Source organism: Neisseria perflava (genome assembly GCF_024170405.1).
GTDB lineage: Bacteria > Pseudomonadota > Gammaproteobacteria > Burkholderiales > Neisseriaceae > Neisseria > Neisseria perflava_B.
In genome coordinates, this window is the sequence record NZ_JALJYC010000001.1 from 87166 (window position 1) to 108998 (window position 21833).

Consider the following 21833-nt stretch of genomic DNA (forward strand, 5'->3'; position numbering starts at 1 on the left):
CGGTTAATCCGTGCCAACGGAGCAAAATAATGAACACAACTTCCCAATTTACCAGTAATTTCTGGAATATATACATTGCTGCCATTGTCGTGCTCAGCTTTATCGGTTTGGCTTGGCTGCTGTTTTCTCAAAACGTAGTGAAGCAGAAGAAAGGCGAAGAGGTTAAAACCACAGGCCATGAGTGGGACGGTATTGCCGAATACAACAACCCGCTGCCGCGTTGGTGGTTTTGGCTGTATGTTCTGACTTGGATTTTCGGTGCGGTGTATATCGTACTGTTCCCGGGTCTGGGCGACTTTAAAGGCCTGTTGGGTTGGACCAGTCACAACCAATACGAAAAAGAAGTGGCAAAAGCGGAAGAGCAATACAAACCGCTGTATGCCAAATTCGCCAATATGCCGATTGAGCAGGTAGCCAAAGACCCTCAAGCGCAGCAAATCGGTAAAAACATGTTTGACACCTACTGTATCCAATGCCACGGCTCGGATGCGAAGGGTTCCAAAGGTTTCCCGAACCTGACCGACCACGACTGGTTGTGGGGCGGTACGCCTGAAAAAATCCAAGAAACCATCCAAAACGGCCGTACCGGTGTGATGGCTGCTTGGGGGCCTGCTTTGGGTGAAGAGCGCGTGAAAGATGTGGCTAACTATGTGATGTCTCTGTCTAAACCGAAAGGCCAATACGACGAAGACCGTGCCGCTCGCGGTGATGTCTTGTTCCACGGCGGCCCGGCCAACTGCTTTACCTGCCACGGTGACAAAGGCCAAGGTATCCAAGGTTTAGGCCCGAATCTGACCGACAGCACTTGGCTGTGGGGCGGTACGCAAAAAGCAATTATTGAGACCATCACCAACGGCCGTCACAGCCAAATGCCGGCATGGGGCAATTTCTTGGATAAAGACAAATTGCACATCATGACTGCTTATGTATGGGGTTTGTCCAACAAAGACGGTAAAGCACCGGCCAAACCTGTTGAAGCTGCTCCCGCTGCTGCTTCTGCTGCTCCGGTACAAGCGTCTGCTGCTTCTGCTCCGGCTGCGGCTCAAGCATCGCAACCGGCTGTTCCGGCTGCCGATGTGTCTGATGTTGTATTTAATGCTAATGACGGCAAACCGCTGGGCACATTCTATTTTGCCACCGGCAAAAGCGAAGTTCCGGCTAATGCGGCTACCGTGTTGACCGACATCGTTAAAGCGGGCAAAGAAGGCAAACGCTTGGTGATTAGCGGTTATACCGACAGCACCGGCAATGCTGCAGCCAATGCCGAATTGTCTAAAAAACGCGCGCAAGCGGTGCAGGCTTTCTTGGAAGCGCAAGGTGTGAAAGTGGAAAACATCGAACTGCGCAAACCTGAAAACACCACTGCCGCGCAAGGCAATGATGCGGCAGGTCGTCGCGTAGAGGTAAAAGTAGAAGGCTAAATCTTTCTATCCGATAAAAATCCCTTACTCTAAAGTTGTTTAGGGTAAGGGATTTTTGTTTTCAGACGGCCTTGATTTTGCCGAAGGCAGGCCGTCTGAAAATCGGTTATAATCCGTAGTCTTTTGATTTTTCAGCCATACGCGGTTCGCAACCCTCCCGCGATAACAAAACTAGGATTCTACAATGCAAAACGAACAAGCCTTGGTCATCTTTTCCGGCGGCCAAGATTCTACCACCTGCCTGTTGCAGGCCATCGAAACCTATGGCCGTGACAATGTTCAGGCCATCACTTTCCACTACGGTCAACGCCACCATATCGAATTGGAACGTGCGCGCTGGATTGCGCAGGATTTGGGTATCAAGCAGACGGTGCTCGATTTGAGCCTGATGCAGCAGATTACCCATAACGCTCTGATGAGCGACGGTGCGCAAATTCAGACGGCTGACAACGGCCTGCCCAATACCTTTGTGGACGGTCGTAACGCGCTGTTTTTGCTGTATGCCGCGATTTACGCCAAAGGGCAGGACATCCGGCATATCATCGTCGGTGTATGCGAAACCGACTTTTCCGGCTATCCCGACTGCCGCGACGTATTCGTCAAATCCATGAATGTCACCCTCAATCTGGCGATGGACTACGCTTTCCAAATCCATACGCCGCTGATGTATCTGACCAAAGCGCAAACTTGGCAGCTGGCCGATAAATTGGGGCGCTTGGATTATGTGCGCGAACACACCCACACCTGTTACAACGGCGTGGCCGGCGGGTGCGGCGAATGTCCGAGCTGCATCTTGCGCGAACGCGGTTTGGCGGAATATTTGGCGCAGAAAGAGGCCGTCTGAACATGAAAATCACCAAAATCTTTTCTTTTGATTCTTCGCATATGCTCGACGGGCATGACGGCAAATGCCAAAACCTGCACGGCCACACCTACAAGTTGGAAATTACCGTTTCAGACGGCCTGACTCAAGGTGGCGCCAAAGACGGCATGGTCATGGATTTCACCGATTTGAAAGCCGTGGTCAAACGCGAGATTACCGACCCCTTTGACCATGCTTTCATCTATCACGGCCAAAACGAGCGCGAAAGCCAAATTGCCGCGCTGCTGGAAGGCTGGAACATGAAAACCCTGCGCCTCGACTGCCGCACTACCGCTGAAAACATGAGCATGGTGATGTATGGCCGTCTGAAAAACGCCGGTATCAAAGTATGCAGCGTGAAACTGTGGGAAACGCCGACTTCCTGCGCCGAATATGAGGGAGAGGACGCATGAGTTGGATGGCAACCGTATTGGTGCTGCTGGTAGCGGCGGAGCATTTTTACATCGCCTATTTGGAGATGACGCAGATTCCGAGCGCAAAAGCGGCCGAACTGTTCGGCATGAGCGAAGAATTTATGGCGCAGAAAAAAGTACAGGTCATGTTCAGCAATCAGGGGCTGTATAACGGCTTTCTCGCCATCGGCTTGCTCTGGGCGCAGTTTGCCGCGCCGGATAATGCGCGCTACGGCGCGTTGATGTTGGTACTCGGTTTTGTCATTGCCGCCGCCGTATGGGGCACGATTTCCAGTGGCAATAAAGGCATTGTATGGAAACAGGGCTTGTCCGCATGCTTGGCCATGTTTGCAGTATGGAGCGCGTCATGACCGAAATCCGACCTGCCGATCCGCAATACCGCTTGGTGGAAATGTTTGAAAGTTTGCAGGGCGAAGGCTACAACACCGGTATGCCTGCCGTGTTTATCCGTTTGGGTAAATGCAATCTGGCGTGCAGTTGGTGCGACACCGATTACCTGACATTTGAGATGGTCAGCCTGAGTGAAATTTTAGGCCGTCTGAAAAACTACACCGCCCGCAACATCATCATTACCGGCGGCGAACCCACCATCCAGCCGCATTTGGACATTTTGCTGGATACGCTCAAAGCGAAAGGCTACCGCCTGTGCATGGAAACCAACGGCCTCAATCCCGCGCCGCCGCAGATTGATTTTGTCGCCACCAGCCCGAAAGCCTGCTATGCCGCCAAATATAACAAGCAGTGTATTGCCGAGGCAGACGAAGTACGCATTGTGGCCGACGGCGATGTGTTGGATTTTGCCGCTGCGATGGCGCAGAAAATCCGCGCCAAGCATTACTACCTGTCGCCGTGCGAGCAAGAGGGAGTGATGAATATCTACGATACCATCCGCCAAATCGGTCTGCTCAACAGCAGCCCGGATGCCAGCGAGCATTGGCAGTTGAGCGTGCAGACGCATAAATGGGCGGGGATTGAATAGTTTTTGCAGCATCCGCTCTGCGGGCGTTATCGCCAATAAACGTTGAAAGGATGATTAGGCCGTCTGAAACCGTATGTTATTTTTTGCGGTTTCAGACGGCCTTTTTGCGTTTAAAAGCGATAAAAAACGGCTTTTTAAGAACGGTTCGTAAAATTTTAATAATTAAAATATTAATGCAAAACATTTATCTAGGCGATAGGCAGGGGAAGGGTACTGCAAAAATGGCTTGACTAATTACAGCGTATTACGTAAAGTAAGCGACAGATTTTGTTAATTGGTAAAACCAATTTTCAAAATGGTTAAGGTAAAACTGAATCATACAGTTGCCTTCCGTGATGTTTCAGACGGCCTTTCCGCTGCGGACATGCCGTTTACTATGTATCAAGAGGACAAGTTTCATGGCTTTATTTCTCAGTATCTTTCCCATCGTTTTGCTGATTTGGCTGATGGTGAAGAAAAACAGTATGCCTTCCTATGTCGCGCTGCCGCTGATTGCCGTGTTGATTTATGTGATTAAAATCGCTTATTTCAACGACGATTTTATGCTGCTCAACGCCACGGCCGCTTCGGGTCTGGTGTCAACGCTGACGCCGATTACCGTGATTTTCGGTGCGATTATGTTTAACCGCATGATGGAAACCACCGGCTGTATTGATGTAATTCAAAAATGGCTGGCAAACATCAGCCCGAATCCCGTGGCGCAACTGATGATTATCGGTTGGGCGTTTGCCTTTATGATTGAGGGCGCTTCCGGCTTCGGTACGCCTGCCGCGATTGCCGCGCCGATTCTGATGAGCTTGGGTTTCAATCCCTTGAAAGTGGCGGTTTTTACGCTGGTGATGAACTCCGTGCCGGTGTCGTTTGGCGCGGTAGGTACGCCGACTTGGTTCGGTTTCGCCCCGTTGGATTTGAGCCATGAAAGCATTATGGAAATCGGTCGCCAAACCGGTATCATGCATTTCTTCGCCGGTTTCATCGTTCCCGTCATCGGCTTGAGCTTTATCGTGCCGTGGGCGCAAATCAAGAAAAACATCGGCTTTGTCTATATCAGCATTTTGTCGTGTACCATTCCTTATGTGGCGCTGGCGATGGTCAACGAAGAGTTTCCATCGCTGGTAGCCGGTGCCATCGGTTTGACCATTTCCGTGTTTGCCGCCAACCAAGGCTGGGGCTTGAGCAAAGAGTATGCTAAAGATCCGAATGCCGAGAAAGTGCCGTTTATCCAAGCCGCCAAAGCCTTGGCGCCCTTGGGTATGCTGATTGGCATGTTGGTGGTGACCCGTATCAAACAGCTCGGCCTGAAAGGTCTGCTTACCAGCGCCGAGCCGTGGTTCAGCTTCTCGCTGCCGGGTTTGAGCGACATTACCGTGACCCAATCGCTGACGATTGTTTTCGCCAATATTTTTGGCACGGATGTGGCCGAGAAATACCAAACCCTGTATGTACCCGCTTGGATTCCGTTTGTGTTTACCGTGTGGATCTGCATTGCGCTGTACAAAACCAAATTTGATGATGTCTGGAAATTCTACGTTGGCACGTTCAATCAAACCAAAAAACCGCTGCTGGCCTTGATGGGCGCGCTGATTATGGTGAAACTGATGATGGTCGGCGGCGACAATTCGATGGTGAAAATTATCGGTAAGGAATTTGCGGCCATGGCAGGCGAACATTGGATTTACTTCTCGCCGTATTTGGGTGCCATCGGCGCATTCTTCTCAGGCTCGAATACCGTATCCAACCTGACCTTCGGCCCGATTCAGCAGCAAATCGCTGTGGACACCGGCTTATCCGTTACCCTGATTCTGGCTTTGCAGTCGGTCGGCGGCGCGATGGGCAATATGGTGTGTATCAACAACATCATCGCCGTATGCTCCGTATTGGGGGTGGATAAGGCAGAAGGCGCGATTATCAAGAAAACCGCAATTCCGATGTTTATCTACGGCATTATTGCGGTGGTGATTGCGATGATATTCTTTATGTAACGGATGAAGTAGTCATAAAGGCCGTCTGAAAATTGAATTTCAGACAGCCTTTATTGTGGTTGCGCAGAAACATCAGGTGGCTGAGCGTAGCCGAAGCTTTGCTTGCAGCCTCGATGGTTGGTGAGCTTCGCCGAACTGCTACACTCAGCCACCTATATAGTCAAATCCGTTAAGAAGCAAACTAAAAACCTTGTAGATTGGGCAACAAGTTGCCCAATCTACACATTGGTTTGGTTTTTAGATAATTTGACTATATGCAGAATCGGTTTCTTAGCGATATGTTGATAACATTTCCCCAATACCGCCGCACAACCAAAATGCCGTCTGAAAAATCATTTTTTCAGACGGCATTTCATTTAAACCTAAACAGATTGTTCAGCTGAACACCTTATTTCACAATCTGATCCAATTCGCCTTTGGCATAACGCTGCGCCATTTTTTCCAGCGAAACCGGTTTGATTTTATCTGCTTGGCCTTCGCAGCCGAACGCCAAATAGCGGTCGAGACAGATTTGTTTCATCGCTTCCACGGTTTTGCCCAAGTATTTGCGCGGGTCGAATTCAGACGGGTTTTCCGCCATAAAGCGGCGGATGGCGCCGGTTGAGGCCAAACGCAGGTCGGTGTCGATGTTGACTTTGCGCACGCCGTATTTGATGCCCTCGACGATTTCTTCCACCGGCACGCCGTAGGTTTCGCCGATGTTGCCGCCGTATTCGTTAATCACTTTCAGCCATTCCTGCGGTACGGAGCTGGAGCCGTGCATGACGATATGGGTGTTGGGCAAGGCTTCGTGGATTTCTTTAATGCGGTCGATACGCAATACTTCGCCTGTGGGCGGACGGGTGAATTTGTATGCACCGTGGGACGTACCCACCGCAATCGCCAAAGCGTCCACGCCGGTATCTTTCACAAAGCGCACCGCGTCTTCCACGCTGGTGAGCATTTGGTCGTGGGAAAGTTTGCCTACCGCGCCCACGCCGTCTTCTTCGCCCGCTTCGCCGGTTTCCAAATTGCCCAATACGCCGATTTCGCCTTCAACCGATACGCCGCAGGCATGGGAAAAATTGACCACGGTGCGGGTGGCGTTAACATTGTATTCATAGCTGGACGGGGTTTTGCCGTTTTCCAGCAGCGAGCCGTCCATCATCACAGACGAAAAGCCCAATTGAATCGAGCGTTGGCACACATCAGGCGACGCGCCGTGGTCTTGGTGCATGACCACCGGAATATGCGGAAACTCTTCCACCGCCGCCAAAATCAGATGGCGCAAAAAGGGCGCACCGGCATATTTGCGTGCGCCCGCGCTGGCCTGCACAATCACCGGCGCATTCACCTGATTGGCCGCTTTCATAATGGCGCGCATTTGTTCGAGATTATTCACATTAAACGCGGGCAGACCGTAGCTGTTTTCCGCCGCATGGTCGAGTAATTGGCGCATGGATACAAGTGCCATATAAATATCTCCTAAAATGATTATTGATGGGGTTTCCGCCCTGATTATAATATTTTCCGCCGAAAAAGACTACAATACGCTACATTGGTTTCATATATTAATAACCGCGCAACGAAACGGTTTGATACAGGTTAAAAAGCCCCATCGGATTTGCAAGGCGGGCAATATCGAAGATAATCTTATCTGCTTGAGGCCGTCTGAAATTTATTTATGACTTGTAAGGAATCCCATCATGCCGCGCATTACCGTTCCCCTGCCCGAAACGATTTTATTCAGCACGGATTTGACCGTGCAGGTTGGTGATTTGAATTATGGCAACCATTTGAGCAACGACGCCGTTTTGCGCCTGTGTCACGAAGCGCGTATGCGCTGGCTGCATACGCTCGGCTGGAGCGAACTTAATGCGGGCGGTGCTGGGCTGATTATGGCGGACGCGGCGGTACAGTATCTGGCGCAGGCGCATTATGCCGACGCTTTGCGTATCGACATGGGTGCGGCCGACATCGGCAGAGGCGGCTTTGCCCTGCTGTACCATATCGTGCGCCGGCAGGACGGCAAAAGTTTGGCGCGGGTGCAGACGGGCATGGTGTGTTTTGATTACGCCGCGCAGAAAGTATGCCGTTTGCCGCAGGCTTTGCAGACTGCGTTGCAGGCCGTTTGAAAATAACGGCAGGATGGTTTTTAATCCGCCATTTGTACTAAAAAGAGTTAAATACATGCAGTTATCCGAATTTACCGACACTCAAGCGGCGTATCTTTTGACCTTGCAGCAGCAGGGCAAATCGGCGCATACCGTGGCGGCGTATCAGCGCGATTTGAACCAATTAAACCAAATCCTCAATGCGCGTGTCATGCCGTCTGAAAACGGCGAAATGCCCGAATTGGCACGCGTCCACTTTATCGCCGCCTTGAAAAAACTCTCGCAGCAAGGGCTGAGCGAACGCAGTTTGGCGCGTAAATTGTCGGTGTGGCGGCAATATTGCGGCTGGCTGCTGCGGCAGGGAAAATTGAGCGCCGACCCCGTGCACAACCTGAAAGCGCCCAAAGCGCCGGAATACCTGCCTAAAGCCTTGCAGCAAGAGCCGCTCAACCATATGCTCGACCAAGGCAGCGACGACGAACCTTTAGCCTTGCGCGATTACGCCGTCAGCGAGCTGCTGTACGGCAGCGGCCTGCGACTGAGCGAAGTGTGCGCCCTGAATTTGGATGATGTGTTGCTCGATGAAGGCTGGGTAACGGTCAGGGGCAAGGGCGGCAAGCAGCGGCAAGTGCCCCTGGTGAGGAAAAGCATAGAAGCCATCCGCGCCTATCTGCCGCACCGCGCCGCCGCAGCGGACGAAACCGCGCTGTTTACCGGACAGACCGGCAAACGCCTCGGCGCGCGCCAAATCCAAAAACGCCTGCAACATTGGGCGGATTTGCACGGCAGCGGCCAGCATATCTCGCCGCACATGCTGCGCCACAGCTACGCCACCCACCTCTTGCAAGCCTCGCGTAACATCCGCGCCGTGCAGGAGTTGCTGGGACACAGCAACCTTGCCACCACGCAGATTTACACCAAGCTGGACTTCGACCATGTGGCACGGGTGTATGACGAAGCCCATCCGAGGGCGAAACGGCAGAAGTGAATAGGGCAAGGCCGTCTGAAATTTCAGACGGCCTTGCTTTTTTATTTATATGGTATTAAATTATTCCTTTTAAAATAATGATAAAGGGGATAGTAAGATGAGTATCACCGAAATGATGGTGGCGGGCATTCTTAACGGCTTGAAAACCGTTTGGTGGATGATCCCGATTATTCTGCTGTTGGCCTTTTTGAAGCGGCCGACGGTAAAGGGATGGATGGGCGAACAGGCGGTGAAAAACGGATTGGATAACATGCTGGATGAGGCGATTTATCAGCCTTTCCATGATTTGATTATTCCCTATCGCCATCAGACAACCCAAATCGACCACCTGTATCTTTCTCCTTACGGCATTTTTGTGGTGGAAACCAAAAACTATACCGGCTGGATTTACGGCAGTGAAAAGCAAGCCAGATGGACGCAGGTGGTTTACCATAAAAAATCCAGTTTTCAGAACCCTTTGCGGCAAAACTATGCCCATATCAAAGCATTGGCATTATTATTGGGTGTATCCGAGTCCTGTTTTCATTCGGTTGTGGTTTTTGTTGGCGATTGCGAATTCAAAACAGACATGCCGCCGCAAGTCGGCCGTCTGAAACAAGCTGGAAGATATATCGGCAGTTTTCAGGAGAAAATTTTAAATCCGAATGAAATACAAAGAATGACAAATATTTTATCGCAAGCGCAATATCAGGCGGATAGGGGAAAACGTCAGGCGCACAAACAAATGTTACAGCAACGCCGATAATGAAAAGGCCGTCTGAAAATTAGTTTTCAGACGGCCTTATTCGTTTTAATCAAAGATTATTTCCCAACCGGGCTGCAATCCTGCACCAGCAGATTATCCACAATCCCTTCTTCGCCCATGCCTTCGAGCTGCTCGTGGCGCACGAGGAAGCCGTTGCTTTCCTTATAGAAATCGGTTTCAAACTCGTTGCCAATGGTCCAAGTCTGCTCGCCGTTGCTGAAGGCGCTCAAGTCTTCGTCGCTCAATTCGGGGCTGTAAGGCGCGGTAAAGGTTGCGCCTTTGAATTTGACTTGTGCCGACGGGCCGGCTTTGCTGGCGTAGTAGCGCACTTCGATTTTGCCGCCTTCGGCGCAGGTGTAAGCCTGCCATTTGGCTTGGTTCAAATCCGCCAGTTTGCCGCCGAGGTTGGCGGGGGCGGCGGATGAGGCGGCTGCGTCGGAAGCGGCGGTGTCAGAAGCCGCCGAAGCGTTTAAGTTGGCGGGCAGGGTATCGGAGGCGGCCGACGCGGTTTGTGCGGCGGGGGCGGAAGCGGGCGCAGAAGCGGCCGGTTCGGTTTTGTCTTGTCCGCAGGCGGCCAAAAGCAGCGCCACGGAGAGGGGGAACATCAGTTTTGTCAATGACATACAGACACTTTGTGTTGAAACGGAATAACGGGCAGTGTAGCACGAAGCGGTTATGAGGTAAAAGGGCGCAGGCCGTCTGAAACGCGGGCGGCCTTTTTCAGACAGTCTTCAGACGGCCTTTTGTCGCCAAATCGGGCAGCACGGGGAATTTGTCCACAGAGCCAAGCCAATCTTGCTATAATTGCCCATCGCATGACCGCATATAACAAAGAACAGATTATGAGCCACACCCCATTACTGGATGTCACCGATACCCCGCAGGCATTGCGCCGCCTGGATAAAGACCAACTACCGCAGCTGGCGGCCGAGTTGCGCGGATTTCTGTTGGAATCGGTCGGGCAAACCGGCGGCCATTTCGCCAGCAACCTCGGCGCGGTCGAGCTGACAGTGGCGCTGCATTATGTGTACCACACGCCCGAAGACAAGCTGGTGTGGGATGTCGGCCATCAAAGCTATCCGCACAAAATCCTTACCGGCCGCAAAAACCGTATGCACACCATGCGTCAATATGGCGGTTTGGCCGGTTTTCCCAAGCGCAGCGAATCCGAATACGACGCTTTCGGTGTGGGGCATTCTTCTACCTCCATCGGCGCGGCTTTGGGCATGGCGGTGGCGGATAAATTGTTGGACAACGGCCACCGCAGCGTGGCGATTATCGGCGACGGCGCGATGACAGCAGGGCAGGCGTTTGAAGCGCTCAACTGCGCCGGTGATACTGATGTGGATTTGCTGGTGATTCTCAACGACAACGAAATGTCGATTTCCCCCAATGTCGGTGCGTTGCCTAAATATTTGGCGAGCAACGCCGTGCGTGAAATGCGTGGCGTGTTGAGCACCATCAAGGCGCAAACGGGCAAGGTATTGGACAAATTGCCCGGCGCGATGGAGATTGCACAAAAAGTCGAGCATAAAATCAAGAGTTTGGCTAATGAAGCCGATCATGTGAAGCAGTCACTGTCGCTGTTTGAAAACTTCGGTTTCGGTTACACGGGCCCGGTGGACGGGCATGATGTCGAAGAATTGGTCGATGTGTTAACCGAATTGCGCGGCAAAAAAGGGCCGCAGCTCTTGCATGTGATTACCAAAAAAGGCAATGGCTACAAGCTGGCAGAAAACGATCCGGTCAAATACCACGCCGTGTCCAAGCTGCCGAATCAAGACGGCAGCGCCGCCAATGCGCCGGAAACCCCCGCAGCGCCCAAGCCGACCTATACCCAGATTTTCGGGCAATGGTTGTGCGATCAGGCCGCCGCCGATACGCGGCTGGTGGCGATTACCCCCGCCATGCGCGAGGGCAGCGGGCTGGTGGAATTTGAACAAAAGTTTCCCGAGCGCTATTTTGATGTCGGCATTGCCGAGCAGCACGCCGTAACCTTTGCCGGCGGCTTGGCCTGCGAAGGTTTGAAACCGGTGGTGGCGATTTATTCCACTTTCCTGCAACGCGCCTACGACCAGCTGGTGCACGATGTCGCGCTGCAAAACCTGCCGGTATTGTTTGCCGTTGACCGCGCCGGTATTGTCGGCGCAGACGGCCCGACCCACGCCGGTTTGTATGATTTGAGCTTTTTGCGCTGCATTCCGAATATGGTGATTGCCGCGCCGAGCGACGAAAGCGAATGCCGCTTACTGCTCTCTACCTGTTACCGGCTCGACGCGCCGACCGTGGTGCGTTATCCGCGCGGTACGGGTTGCGGCGCGGCGGTTTCAGACGGCCTCGAAACGGTGGCCGTCGGCAAAGGCATTTTGCGCCGCCAAGGAGAAAAAATCGCGCTGATGGCGTTCGGCAGCATGGTGCAGCCCGCATTGCAGGCCGCCGAAGCCTTGAATGCCAGCGTTGCCGATATGCGCTTTGTCAAACCGCTGGATGAAGATTTGATTCTCGAATTGGCGCAGTCGCATGATTATTTGGTGACCGCCGAAGAAAACGCCGGGCAGGGCGGCGCGGGCAGCGCGGTGTTGGAAGTATTGACCAAACACAATATCTGCAAGCCCGTATTGGTCTTGGGCGTGGCCGATACAGTGACCGAACACGGTGCGCCGGAAAAATTGTTGGACGATTTGGGCTTGAGCGCCGGGGCGCTGCGGCAGCGGATTCAAGATTGGGTGGCGCGGTTTTAAGCGGTTTGAATCCGTATGCGCTTGCGCCCGTATCAAGGCCGTCTGAAAAAGGTTTATCTTTTCAACCTTTTCAGACGGCTTTTTTGGTATGATAGTGAAAACATGCCGCAGGGTAACGCGCCCGGTTGTCTGCGGTCAAACCATAAAAGTACGCTTCCCAATAATAACAACGCCGCTCAAGCCAAAAAGGAACGACCCATGATCAGCATTTTCGATATTTTCAAAATCGGTATCGGCCCGTCCAGCTCGCATACCGTCGGCCCGATGAAAGCCGCCGCTGCCTTTGCCGACCAGCTTGCCGCCGAAAACCTCAGCAATCAAACCGCCCGCATTGTTGCCGAAACCTACGGCTCGCTCGCGCTGACGGGCATCGGACACGGCACGTTTGACGCGATTTTGCTCGGTTTGGAAGGCAGCCTGCCGCACGATATTCCCTTGGCCGACATCCCGCAGCGTCTGGCGCGTATCCGCAACGACCATAAGCTGTATCTCAATGGCCGCGAAATGGTGTTCAACACCGAGCAGGATTTGCTGGTGTTGGGCGACAAAGTGTTGCCCAAACACCCCAACGGCCTGCGTTTCTTTGCCTACGATTCAGACGGCAATATACTGAAAGAACAAGTTTATTATTCGGTGGGCGGCGGTTTTATCGTGACCGACGAAGCCTTCGGGCAGGAAAACGAAACCAGCGCCGAAGTGCCGTATCCCTACAACAGCTGCGCTGAATTACTGGCGCAATGCCGTCTGAACCAGATGAGCATTTCCGAAGTGGTGCTGGCCAATGAAGCCGTGCTGGGCGCGTGCAGCGAAGAAGAAGTGCGTCGCCGTGTGGCGCAGGTGGCCGAGACTATGGGAGGCTGTATCCGTCGCGGTTTGGGCGCCGACGGCGAGCTGCCGGGCGGCCTGCATGTGCGCCGCCGCGCGCCGCAGCTGGCGGCCAAACTCAAAGCCCTGCGCGAAACCGAAATGGTCAATACCCAATTATGGCCGATGGTGTATGCAATGGCGGTTAACGAAGAAAACGCCGTCGGCGGCCGCGTGGTGACCGCCCCGACCAATGGCGCGGCGGGGATTATCCCCTCGGTGTTGCACTATTTCCGCAAATTCAATCCCCACGCTACCCAAGCGCGGGTGGAAAATTTCCTGCTTACCGCAGGCGCCATCGGCATTCTGTATAAAACCAACGCCTCGATTTCCGGCGCCGATGTCGGCTGCCAAGGCGAAGTCGGCGTGGCCTGCTCGATGGCGGCAGGGGGCTACGCAGAGGTCATCGGCGGCACGCCCAAGCAGGTGGAAAACGCCGCCGAAATGGCGATGGAACACCACCTCGGCCTGACCTGCGACCCCGTCGGCGGTCTGGTGCAGATTCCCTGTATCGAGCGCAACGGCATTGCCGCCGAAAAAGCCCTCAAGCTGGCAACCTTGGCGCTGCTGGAAGACGGCACGGACAAAAAAGTCTCGCTCGATGCCGTTATCCAAACCATGCTGGAAACCGGCCGCGACATGAAAGCCACCTACAAAGAAACCTCGCTGGCAGGGCTGGCGGTGACTTGGCAGAAAAAACCGGTGCCGGTATCGGTAAGGGTGGTGGAATGCTGATGGTTGCCTGATAAAGATAAAAAAGGCCGTCTGAAAAACGTGAAGTTTTCAGACGGCCTTTTTTATTCGGCGGTGTAATGAAAGCGCAAGGCAATCAGCCAAATGCCGCTTTCATCGGCGCGATAGACAATGCGGTGTTCCTGATTGATACGGCGGCTGTAATAGCCCGCCAAGCTGTGGCGCAGCGGCTCGGGTTTGCCGATACCGTCAAACGGATTGCACTGCATATCTTTAATCAGCGTGTTAATCCGTTTCAAAACAGCTTTATCGGTTTGCAGCCAATATTGGTAATCCGCCCAAGCATCATCGGTAAAGTGCAGTATCATTCGACCAATTCCCGCACGGCGGCACGACCCGCTCCCACATCGGCAATGCCTTTGGCCAAACGTGCGGCCATGACGGGATTGGACAACAGATAAGCAGTTTCCATCAGGGCATTGTATTCATTGATATCGAGCAAGACGGCGGCAGACGCGCCGCTGCGGGTAATCAGCACCGGCTCGGCATTGTCGGCCACGCGGTCGAGTGTGGCGGCGAGATTTTTGCGGAAATCAGAGGTGTGTAGGGCGTACATGGTTATTCCTTTCTTGTACGGGATAATGTACAAAATAGGGTATTTTTTGTCAAGGCCGTCTGAAAATTTTGGCTTGTGATACTAAAGTTTTCAGACGGCATTTTTGTTACCGTTTCAGCGCCAACGTCAATACCCCCGCCGTGACCAGTCCCAAGCCTATCCATTCCTGCGCGCTAGGGCGTTCGTCCAAAAATATTACTGCCATCAGCGCCACCAAGACTAAGCTAAATTTGTCCACAGGGGCGACTTGCGAGGCGTTGCCCAGTTGCAGCGCTTTGAAATAGGCCAGCCAAGACGCGCCGGTGGCGAGGCCGGATAGGATAAGGAATGTCCAGTTGCGGCCGCTGAAACTGCCTACGCCCTGCCATTTGCCGGTGTAGGTCAGAAACAAGACCAGCGCGGCGAGGATGACGAGCGTGCGGATAAAGGTGGCAAAATCGGAATCAATGCCCGGCAAGCCCATTTTGGCAAAAATGGCGGTGAGGGCAGCGAAAAAGGCGGAGGCAATCGCCCAAATCAGCCAGGGTTGGGAAGTAGTCATATCGGTTCTCCTAATGGAAAGTAAAGTGGTTGAAACGGTCAAACGGCTTGTCGGCGCGTTGTCGGCATCCGCGAATGCATGTCGGGCGGCAAGGCGTTTTGCGTAAGTACTACATTAGGCTACATTTTATTTTTCAGACGGCCTGAAAGTTGAAAAATTCATCGGATTTTGCTGCGATTTGTTCTCATAACCGCTATAATATATTCAATATTAGATTTAATTTGATACCGAATCCAGTCGTTCGGTAGTGTGCAGTAGGCTTTTGGCCGTTTATCTTAACTTTGACAGGAGACCGACATGAGCTTTAAAACCGATGCTGAAATTGCCCAATCTTCCACCATGCGCCCGATTGGTGAAATTGCGGCCAAACTGGGCTTGAATGCCGATAATATTGAGCCTTATGGCCATTATAAGGCGAAAATCAATCCGGCAGAGGCGTTCAAACTACCGAAAAAACAAGGCCGTCTGATTCTGGTAACCGCGATTAACCCGACCCCCGCCGGCGAGGGTAAAACCACTGTAACTATCGGTTTGGCCGATGCGTTGCGCCATATCGGTAAAGATTCCGCCATCGCCCTGCGCGAGCCGTCGCTCGGCCCGGTGTTCGGTGTGAAAGGCGGCGCGGCCGGCGGCGGTTATGCGCAAGTATTGCCGATGGAAGACATCAACCTGCATTTTACCGGCGACTTCCATGCCATCGGCGCGGCCAACAACCTCTTGGCCGCCATGCTGGATAACCATATCTATCAAGGCAACACCTTGAATATCGACCCCAAACGCGTCTTGTGGCGTCGCGTGGTCGATATGAACGACCGCCAACTGCGCAACATCATCGACGGTTTGGGCAAATCCGTTGACGGCGTAATCCGTCCCGACGGTTTCGACATTACCGTGGCTTCCGAAGTGATGGCCGTGTTCTGCCTGGCCAAAGACATTACCGACCTGAAAGAGCGTTTGGGCAATATTTTGGTGGCTTACACCAAAGAAGGCAATCCGGTTTACGCCAAAGATTTGAAAGCCAACGGCGCGATGGCGGCCTTGCTCAAAGACGCGCTCAAACCGAACCTGGTGCAAACCATCGAAGGTACGCCGGCATTTGTCCACGGCGGCCCGTTTGCCAATATCGCCCACGGCTGTAACTCTGTAACCGCCACCTGTTTGGCGAAACATTTGGCCGACTATGCCGTGACCGAAGCCGGTTTCGGCGCAGACTTGGGCGCGGAAAAATTCTGCGACATCAAATGCTGTTTGGCCGAATTGAAACCGGATGCCGCCGTGGTGGTGGCGACTGTGCGCGCCTTGAAATACAACGGCGGCGTGGAACGCGCCAATTTGGGCGAAGAAAACTTGGATGCCTTGTCCAAAGGTTTGCCGAACCTGTTGAAACACATCACCAACCTGAAAAACGTATTCGGCCTGCCGGTGGTGGTGGCGCTCAACCGCTTCGTTTCCGACACCGATGCCGAATTGGAGATGATTCAAAAAGCCTGCGCCGAACACGGCGTGGAAGTGTCGCTGACCGAAGTATGGGGCAAAGGCGGCGCGGGCGGCGCGGATTTGGCGCAAAAAGTCGTCAAAGCCATCGACACCCAGCCGAACAACTTCCAGTTTGCCTATGATGTCAACGAGACCATCCCCAACAAAATCCGTGCCATCGCGCAAAAAATCTACGGCGCGGCCGATGTGGAATTTTCCGCCGAAGCCAGCGCGGAAATCGCTTCGTTGGAAAAACTGGGCTTGGACAAACTGCCGATCTGCATGGCGAAAACCCAATATTCATTGAGCGACAACGCCAAACTGCTCGGCCGTCCCGAAGGCTTCACCATCCATATCCGTGGCATTACCGTCTCCAACGGTGCCGGCTTTATCGTTGCCCTGTGCGGCAACATGATGAAAATGCCGGGTCTGCCGAAAGTACCGGCTGCCGAGAAGATTGATGTGGATGAGAATGGCGTGATTCACGGTTTGTTCTAAAGTGTGAAGTAATGTCTAAAGGCCGTCTGAAAATGACCCAAAACGCAAACAACCTCTGCTGGCTGGATATGGAAATGACCGGCCTGAATCCCGAAACCGACCGCATTATCGAAGTGGCGATGATTATTACCGACCAAGATTTGAATGTCTTGTCGCAGTCGGAAGTGTATGCCGTCCACCAAAGCGATGAAGTGCTGAACGCGATGGATGAGTGGAACACCGCCACCCACGGGCGTACCGGCTTAACCCAGCGCGTGCGCGAATCAAAATATACCGAAGCCGAAGTGGAGCAGAAGCTGCTGGATTTTATGGCCGAGTGGATTCCGGAAAAAGCCTCGCCCATGTGCGGCAATACCATCCATCAAGACCGCCGCTTTATGCTCAAATACATGCCGCGTTTGGAAGCGTATTTCCACTACCGCAATCTGGATGTATCCACCCTCAAAGAGCTGGCCAAACGCTGGCATCCCGCCGTGGCCAAAGGCGTGGTCAAGCGCGGCTCGCATCAGGCGCTGGACGATATTTTGGAGAGTATTGAAGAAATGCGCTATTACCGCGACCATTTTTTGAAACTGCCGCAGTAATGCCGTGTTGTAGGTTGGGTTATGACCAACGGAAATCCCGTTTTCGGGAAAACCCAACAATCGTTTAACCGCCACCGTGTTGGGTTGCAACCCAACCTACCTTGATTTCCGCCTATGACCTACCGCTACCGCCAAACCCTTCCCGATACACCCTTAGATATTATCGGCGATGTCCACGGCGAATTTGCCGCGCTGCAAACGCTGCTTTCCCGCCTCGGCTACCGCGACGACGGTTTCCATCCCGAGGGGCGGCGGCTGGTGTTTGTCGGCGATTTGTGCGACCGCGGGCCGGACAGTCCGGCGGTATTGTCGTGGGTAAAACAGGCGCAGGAGAAGGGTTACGCCTATGCCGTGTTGGGCAATCACGAATTGAATATTCTGGCGGGGGACAAAAAAGACGGCTCTGGCTGGTTTTTCGACAGCCGTGCGCAAAAAGACGCGGCGCAATATGCGCCGTGGCAGCGGGCGGCGGAGGCGGACAAGGCGGATTTGCTGCATTGGCTGGCGCAGCAGCCCTTGATTTTGGAACGCGCCGATGTGCGCATGGTGCACGCCGCTTGGCTGCCACACACCTTTGCCGCTTTAAATGCGGCGCAGGGCGAAGGTTTGGTGGCCATGTATCAGCGTTTTGATGACGAATTAACGCGCGAACTTCAGACGGCCTCGTGGTATGTGGATTATCTGAATGAGCAAAAACAATACGCCGCCGCAGCTGAAGACCCGACCCGTCCGCCGCCGCCCATGCGGGCAACGGCGCAATACGATTTCCAGCGCAGCCGCAACCACCACATCCGCGCCCTTACCAGCGGCGTGGAGGAAATGGCGGCGGAAGCCTTTTATGCGGGCGGGCGCTGGCGCGGCACGCAGCGCTGCCCGTGGTGGAACCAATATCAGGAAGACGTGCCTGTGATTATCGGCCACTACTGGCGCGCTTGGCAGCCGTCGCCTGCCATGATTGCCGCCGAACGCAACCTATTCCCCAAACAGCCGGGGGCTTGGCTGGGCGCGAAGAAAAACGTGTTTTGCGTGGATTTTTCCATAGGCGCAAATTGGCGCGTGCGCAAATATCCCGAAAAATACCGCCCCGAAATGTTCCGCCTCGCCGCGCTGCGCTGGCCGGAAAAGGTGTTGGTCACGGATAAGGGCGATGTGTTGGTAACGGAGTAGCTTGTGTTAAGGCAGACAGGCCGTCTGAAAAACCGTTTGCGCCTATTTTTCAGACGGCCTTTTGTGTTTTCTAGCCATCGGTTTTACAATACGTTTCAAATAAAATCATGATATTAAATAAAGGACTCAAATCATGGCCCAATGCTACGCCATCCACCCCGACAATCCGCAAGACCGCCTGATTAAGCAGGCCGCCGATATTGTGCGCGGCGGCGGTGTGATTGTTTACCCCACCGACTCCTGCTACGCGCTGGGTTGCCAGCTCGGCAACAAAGACGCGATGGAGCGCATTCTGCGTATCCGCCACATCGACCAGCGCCACCACCTGACCCTGATGTGCGGCGATTTGAGCGAACTGGGCACTTACGCCAAAGTGGACAACAGCCAGTTCCGCCAGCTCAAAGCCGCCACCCCGGGCAGCTATACCTTTATCTTGCAGGCGACCAAGGAAGTGCCCAACCGCACGCTGCACCCGAAACGCAAAACCATCGGCCTGCGCGTGCCTGACAACAAAATCGCATTGGCGCTGCTGGCCGAATTGGGCGAACCGATGTTGAGCTGCACGCTGATGTTACCCGAAGACGACGAGCCGCTGACCGATCCCTACGAAATCCGTGACCGCTTGGAGCATAGTGTGGATTTGGTGATTGACGGCGGCTGGTGCGGCACCGAGCCGACCACCGTTATCGACATGACCGACGGCGTGGAACTGGTGCGCGAAGGTAAGGGTGATAAGGCTTTGTTTGGGTTGTAAAAGACGATGTGTGGGTTGAAGTTCCCCCCTATGCATGTAGTCTCATTTTCTGTTGGTTCTCGATATTTTTCAGACGGCCTATGCCGTCTGAAATTGTTTTTGAAAAATAAGTTTAAAAGAAGTTGATGAAATTCCCCATTCTCAAGCAGGCCGGTTTTCTGCCGTTTCTCATCACGCGGCTGTTTACCGTGTTTGCCATTCAGATTCAGGCCATTGTCGTGGCGTGGCACTTGTACGACCTGACGCGCGACCCGATGGCGCTGGCTTACGTCGGGCTGGCGCAGTTTGTGCCGATGGTGTTGTGTCTGCCGGTGGCGGGCGATGTGGCCGACCGTTTCAACCGCAAGCTCGTGTTGGCGTGCGGCCTGTGGCGTGTCTGTGCAGCCTGTCGCTGATGTTGCTGACGCTGGGCGGTAAAGAATATGTGCCGTGGTATTACGCTGTTTTGATGGTGTTCGGCGCGGTGCGCTCGTTTATCAATCCCGTGTTGCAGAGCCTGCTGCCGCAGATTGTGCCGCGCGCCAAGTTGCCGCAGTCGCTGGCCACCAACAGCACGTTGATGAAAATCGCCACGATTTTGGGGCCGGTCAGCGGCGGGCTGCTGTATGGCGTGGGCGGCGGCTTTTCCTATCTGGTGTGCGCCGGATTTTTTCTATTGGCTCTGCTGCCGCTGCCGAAAGTGAAACTGCTGTATGCCCGTCAGGAAAAGGTGTTGGAACGCTTTTCCGTTTCGACCGTATGGGCGCGTTTTCGTGAGGGCGGGCGGTTTATCTGGTCGCAGCCGATTGTATTGGGTGCGATTTCACTGGATTTGTTTGCCGTTTTGCTCGGCGGCGTGGTGGCGTTGCTGCCGATTTACGCGGCGGAAGTGTTGCACGTCGGCGCGGAGGGTTTGGGACTGTTGCGCAGTGCGATGGCGGTGGGCGAGGTGGCGACGGGGCTGTATCTGACGCGCTTTCCGATTTGCAAAGCGGTGGGCAAAACCATGTTTGCGGCGGTGGCGCTGTTTGGCGCGGCAAACTTGGTGTTTGCGCTGTCTTCCTCGTTTTGGCTCAGTTTTGCTGCGTTGGCGTTTGCCGGGGCTTGCGATATGGTTAGCGTCAATATCCGGGGTTCGCTCATCCAGTTGGCCACGCCCGACCATCTGCGCGGACGGGTCAGCGCGGTGAATATGCTGTTTATCAGCTCGTCCAACGAATTGGGCGAATTCCGCGCCGGCCTGTCGGCACGCTGGCTGGGCGCGGTGCCGACGGCGGTGGCCGGCAGCCTGTTTACCCTCGGCGTGGTGGGCTGGATTATGTACCGTTTCGTTCCGCTGCGGCGGGTGGATAACTTTGATGAAGCGGTGGCGCAGGCGGGAAAACCAACACGCGGGGTATAGGCAAAAGGCCGTCTGAAAACGGTTGAACCGCTTGATTTTTCAGACGGCGGGTTTAAGCTATAATGGTGGCAATTCAATAGCAAATTCCCAATCTTTCTATATAACCGGATATTGAAAACCGCGTGTGAGGCTACGCCAAACACCCTACATCTGATATTTTCAGACGGCCTTTGCCACCATCAGACAAGGCCGTCTGAAAACGAGTTTTACGAGTTTCAGCGGAGCTAAAATGAGTTTTAGCGTTTCAGCGAAGCTAAAATCTCTCCCAAAAAAGGAAAACCATGTTTCAAAACTTTGATTTAGGCGTATTTTTATTGGCCGTGTTGCCGGTATTGCTGGCGATTACCGTGCATGAAGCGGCGCACGGCTATGCGGCGCGGTATTGGGGCGACCACACCGCCGAGCAGATGGGGCGGCTGACGCTCAATCCCTTGGCGCATATTGATTTGGTGGGTACGATTATCGTGCCGATTCTAACCTTTATGCTGACGCCGTTTTTGTTTGGCTGGGCGAAACCCGTGCCGATTGTGCCGCGCAATTTCCGCAATATGCGTCTCGGTTGGCGCATGGTGGCGATTGCCGGGCCTTTGTCTAATTTAATTATGGCGTTTATTTGGGGCATATTGTTTGCCGTTGCGCCGCATGTGCCCGAATCGTTCCAGTATCCGCTGTCGAAAATGGCGTCTTACGGCGTGTTGATTAACGCGGTGTTGTTTGTGCTGAACATGATTCCGGTGCTGCCGCTCGACGGAGGCCGTTTTGTCGATAGCTTTCTGCCCGCCAAAGCGTCTATGCAGTTCCGCAAAATCGAGCCTTACGGCACATGGATTATTTTGCTCTTGCTGATTAGCGGCTTATTGGGCGCGATTATGCAGCCGTTTGTGTTCGGCATTTTGTCGCTGGTAACGGCGTTTGCGCAGCTGTTCTATTAAGTAAAACAGCCAAAAGAGGCCGTCTGAATTTCAGACGGCCTTTGTTGTATGTTACCGTCAGTAACGCCTGAAAAATTCGTGC

Annotated in this window: 23 protein-coding genes; 18 read left to right on the top strand and 5 right to left on the bottom strand. The window is 53.7% G+C overall.

Annotated features, from left to right (window positions below; all coding sequences use genetic code 11):
- Positions 1-29 precede the first annotated feature (29 nt).
- From ccoP to J2T37_RS00435, 6 genes are all read left to right on the top strand, one after another.
- Entirely contained in the window at positions 30-1421 is a 1392-nt protein-coding gene (gene ccoP / locus J2T37_RS00410) for a cytochrome-c oxidase, cbb3-type subunit III (protein WP_253353212.1), read from the top strand.
- Positions 1422-1605: 184 nt separating this feature from the next.
- Complete coding sequence (gene queC, locus J2T37_RS00415) at positions 1606-2265, top strand: 7-cyano-7-deazaguanine synthase QueC (protein ID WP_253353213.1); 660 nt, start codon at positions 1606-1608, stop codon at positions 2263-2265.
- Between the two features lie 2 nt (positions 2266-2267).
- Positions 2268-2696, top strand: a complete 429-nt coding sequence (queD, locus tag J2T37_RS00420; RefSeq protein WP_253353214.1) for a 6-carboxytetrahydropterin synthase QueD — start codon at positions 2268-2270, stop codon at positions 2694-2696.
- Entirely contained in the window at positions 2693-3067 is a 375-nt protein-coding gene (locus tag J2T37_RS00425; RefSeq protein WP_253353215.1) for a DUF1304 domain-containing protein, read from the top strand. The genes queD and J2T37_RS00425 overlap by 4 nt, the downstream gene beginning before the upstream one ends.
- Positions 3064-3696 (top strand): 7-carboxy-7-deazaguanine synthase QueE, encoded by a 633-nt coding sequence (locus J2T37_RS00430; protein WP_437179425.1) that lies wholly within the window; start codon positions 3064-3066, stop codon positions 3694-3696. The genes J2T37_RS00425 and J2T37_RS00430 overlap by 4 nt, the downstream gene beginning before the upstream one ends.
- Before the next feature lie 398 nt (positions 3697-4094).
- Positions 4095-5678 carry an L-lactate permease gene (locus J2T37_RS00435; RefSeq protein WP_253353216.1) on the top strand — a complete coding sequence of 528 codons (1584 nt, stop codon included), beginning with the start codon at positions 4095-4097 and terminating at the stop codon, positions 5676-5678.
- 388 nt (positions 5679-6066) lie between these two features.
- On the opposite strand, the gene fba is transcribed toward J2T37_RS00435, so the two are convergent.
- On the bottom strand, positions 6067-7131 hold the full coding sequence (fba, locus tag J2T37_RS00440) for a class II fructose-bisphosphate aldolase (RefSeq protein WP_253353217.1): 1065 nt from the start codon (positions 7129-7131) through the stop codon (positions 6067-6069).
- Positions 7132-7363: 232 nt separating this feature from the next.
- Here fba and J2T37_RS00445 point away from each other — a divergent pair, with 232 nt between their 5' ends.
- The 3 genes from J2T37_RS00445 (at position 7364) to J2T37_RS00455 (ending at position 9504) form a co-directional block, all read left to right on the top strand.
- Entirely contained in the window at positions 7364-7792 is a 429-nt protein-coding gene (locus tag J2T37_RS00445) for an acyl-CoA thioesterase (protein WP_253353218.1), read from the top strand.
- Positions 7793-7847: 55 nt separating this feature from the next.
- Positions 7848-8759, top strand: coding sequence for a tyrosine-type recombinase/integrase (locus tag J2T37_RS00450; protein WP_253353219.1), 912 nt, complete (start codon positions 7848-7850; stop codon positions 8757-8759).
- 115 nt (positions 8760-8874) lie between these two features.
- Positions 8875-9504 carry a nuclease-related domain-containing protein gene (locus tag J2T37_RS00455; protein ID WP_437179427.1) on the top strand — a complete coding sequence of 210 codons (630 nt, stop codon included), beginning with the start codon at positions 8875-8877 and terminating at the stop codon, positions 9502-9504.
- Positions 9505-9560: 56 nt separating this feature from the next.
- Here the strand turns inward: J2T37_RS00455 and J2T37_RS00460 are convergent, their stop codons facing one another.
- Positions 9561-10127 (bottom strand): hypothetical protein, encoded by a 567-nt coding sequence (locus J2T37_RS00460; protein ID WP_253353221.1) that lies wholly within the window; start codon positions 10125-10127, stop codon positions 9561-9563.
- Positions 10128-10346: 219 nt separating this feature from the next.
- On the opposite strand from J2T37_RS00460, the gene dxs reads away from it, so the two are divergent.
- Both dxs and J2T37_RS00470 read left to right on the top strand, forming a co-directional pair.
- On the top strand, positions 10347-12245 hold the full coding sequence (dxs, locus tag J2T37_RS00465) for a 1-deoxy-D-xylulose-5-phosphate synthase (RefSeq protein ID WP_253353222.1): 1899 nt from the start codon (positions 10347-10349) through the stop codon (positions 12243-12245).
- A 198-nt stretch (positions 12246-12443) separates the two neighbouring features.
- A complete protein-coding gene (locus tag J2T37_RS00470; protein WP_253353223.1) occupies positions 12444-13844 on the top strand; it encodes an L-serine ammonia-lyase in 1401 nt (466 codons plus the stop codon).
- 62 nt (positions 13845-13906) lie between these two features.
- Here the strand turns inward: J2T37_RS00470 and J2T37_RS00475 are convergent, their stop codons facing one another.
- From J2T37_RS00475 to J2T37_RS00485, 3 genes are all read right to left on the bottom strand, one after another.
- Entirely contained in the window at positions 13907-14170 is a 264-nt protein-coding gene (locus J2T37_RS00475) for a Txe/YoeB family addiction module toxin (protein WP_253353224.1), read from the bottom strand.
- Positions 14167-14418 carry a type II toxin-antitoxin system Phd/YefM family antitoxin gene (locus J2T37_RS00480; protein WP_253353225.1) on the bottom strand — a complete coding sequence of 84 codons (252 nt, stop codon included), beginning with the start codon at positions 14416-14418 and terminating at the stop codon, positions 14167-14169. The genes J2T37_RS00475 and J2T37_RS00480 overlap by 4 nt, the downstream gene beginning before the upstream one ends.
- A gap of 106 nt (positions 14419-14524) precedes the next feature.
- Positions 14525-14959: an EamA family transporter gene (locus J2T37_RS00485; RefSeq protein WP_253353226.1), complete on the bottom strand. Its 435-nt coding sequence runs from the start codon at positions 14957-14959 to the stop codon at positions 14525-14527.
- 297 nt (positions 14960-15256) lie between these two features.
- Here J2T37_RS00485 and J2T37_RS00490 point away from each other — a divergent pair, with 297 nt between their 5' ends.
- From J2T37_RS00490 to J2T37_RS00520, 7 genes are all read left to right on the top strand, one after another.
- Complete coding sequence (locus J2T37_RS00490) at positions 15257-16933, top strand: formate--tetrahydrofolate ligase (protein ID WP_253353227.1); 1677 nt, start codon at positions 15257-15259, stop codon at positions 16931-16933.
- A gap of 32 nt (positions 16934-16965) precedes the next feature.
- Complete coding sequence (gene orn / locus J2T37_RS00495; protein WP_253353228.1) at positions 16966-17517, top strand: oligoribonuclease; 552 nt, start codon at positions 16966-16968, stop codon at positions 17515-17517.
- A 114-nt stretch (positions 17518-17631) separates the two neighbouring features.
- Positions 17632-18684: a metallophosphoesterase gene (locus J2T37_RS00500; protein WP_253353229.1), complete on the top strand. Its 1053-nt coding sequence runs from the start codon at positions 17632-17634 to the stop codon at positions 18682-18684.
- Between the two features lie 133 nt (positions 18685-18817).
- Positions 18818-19438 (top strand): L-threonylcarbamoyladenylate synthase, encoded by a 621-nt coding sequence (locus J2T37_RS00505; protein ID WP_253353230.1) that lies wholly within the window; start codon positions 18818-18820, stop codon positions 19436-19438.
- A gap of 125 nt (positions 19439-19563) precedes the next feature.
- Positions 19564-19833, top strand: a complete 270-nt coding sequence (locus J2T37_RS00510) for an MFS transporter (RefSeq protein WP_253353231.1) — start codon at positions 19564-19566, stop codon at positions 19831-19833.
- Positions 19806-20819: an MFS transporter gene (locus tag J2T37_RS00515; protein ID WP_253353232.1), complete on the top strand. Its 1014-nt coding sequence runs from the start codon at positions 19806-19808 to the stop codon at positions 20817-20819. Before J2T37_RS00510 ends, J2T37_RS00515 begins: the two co-directional genes overlap by 28 nt.
- A 281-nt stretch (positions 20820-21100) precedes the next feature.
- On the top strand, positions 21101-21751 hold the full coding sequence (locus tag J2T37_RS00520) for a site-2 protease family protein (protein WP_253353233.1): 651 nt from the start codon (positions 21101-21103) through the stop codon (positions 21749-21751).
- Positions 21752-21833: the final 82 nt, after the last annotated feature.

Excerpts from the sequence above, each read along its gene's own strand:
- J2T37_RS00485 (WP_253353226.1), bottom strand. The coding sequence starts at position 14,959 with ATGACTACTTCCCAACCCTGGCTGATTTGGGCGATTGCCTCCGCCTTT.
- J2T37_RS00430 (WP_437179425.1), top strand. The coding sequence starts at position 3,064 with ATGACCGAAATCCGACCTGCCGATCCGCAATACCGCTTGGTGGAAATG.
- orn (WP_253353228.1), top strand. The coding sequence starts at position 16,966 with ATGACCCAAAACGCAAACAACCTCTGCTGGCTGGATATGGAAATGACC.
- J2T37_RS00510 (WP_253353231.1), top strand. The coding sequence starts at position 19,564 with ATGAAATTCCCCATTCTCAAGCAGGCCGGTTTTCTGCCGTTTCTCATC.
- J2T37_RS00505 (WP_253353230.1), top strand. The coding sequence starts at position 18,818 with ATGGCCCAATGCTACGCCATCCACCCCGACAATCCGCAAGACCGCCTG.
- J2T37_RS00520 (WP_253353233.1), top strand. The coding sequence starts at position 21,101 with ATGTTTCAAAACTTTGATTTAGGCGTATTTTTATTGGCCGTGTTGCCG.
- J2T37_RS00470 (WP_253353223.1), top strand. The coding sequence starts at position 12,444 with ATGATCAGCATTTTCGATATTTTCAAAATCGGTATCGGCCCGTCCAGC.
- fba (WP_253353217.1), bottom strand. The coding sequence starts at position 7,131 with ATGGCACTTGTATCCATGCGCCAATTACTCGACCATGCGGCGGAAAAC.
- J2T37_RS00445 (WP_253353218.1), top strand. The coding sequence starts at position 7,364 with ATGCCGCGCATTACCGTTCCCCTGCCCGAAACGATTTTATTCAGCACG.
- J2T37_RS00480 (WP_253353225.1), bottom strand. The coding sequence starts at position 14,418 with ATGTACGCCCTACACACCTCTGATTTCCGCAAAAATCTCGCCGCCACA.
- J2T37_RS00425 (WP_253353215.1), top strand. The coding sequence starts at position 2,693 with ATGAGTTGGATGGCAACCGTATTGGTGCTGCTGGTAGCGGCGGAGCAT.
- J2T37_RS00475 (WP_253353224.1), bottom strand. The coding sequence starts at position 14,170 with ATGATACTGCACTTTACCGATGATGCTTGGGCGGATTACCAATATTGG.
- J2T37_RS00490 (WP_253353227.1), top strand. The coding sequence starts at position 15,257 with ATGAGCTTTAAAACCGATGCTGAAATTGCCCAATCTTCCACCATGCGC.
- ccoP (WP_253353212.1), top strand. The coding sequence starts at position 30 with ATGAACACAACTTCCCAATTTACCAGTAATTTCTGGAATATATACATT.
- dxs (WP_253353222.1), top strand. The coding sequence starts at position 10,347 with ATGAGCCACACCCCATTACTGGATGTCACCGATACCCCGCAGGCATTG.
- J2T37_RS00450 (WP_253353219.1), top strand. The coding sequence starts at position 7,848 with ATGCAGTTATCCGAATTTACCGACACTCAAGCGGCGTATCTTTTGACC.
- J2T37_RS00455 (WP_437179427.1), top strand. The coding sequence starts at position 8,875 with ATGGTGGCGGGCATTCTTAACGGCTTGAAAACCGTTTGGTGGATGATC.
- J2T37_RS00435 (WP_253353216.1), top strand. The coding sequence starts at position 4,095 with ATGGCTTTATTTCTCAGTATCTTTCCCATCGTTTTGCTGATTTGGCTG.
- J2T37_RS00460 (WP_253353221.1), bottom strand. The coding sequence starts at position 10,127 with ATGTCATTGACAAAACTGATGTTCCCCCTCTCCGTGGCGCTGCTTTTG.
- queC (WP_253353213.1), top strand. The coding sequence starts at position 1,606 with ATGCAAAACGAACAAGCCTTGGTCATCTTTTCCGGCGGCCAAGATTCT.
- J2T37_RS00500 (WP_253353229.1), top strand. The coding sequence starts at position 17,632 with ATGACCTACCGCTACCGCCAAACCCTTCCCGATACACCCTTAGATATT.
- queD (WP_253353214.1), top strand. The coding sequence starts at position 2,268 with ATGAAAATCACCAAAATCTTTTCTTTTGATTCTTCGCATATGCTCGAC.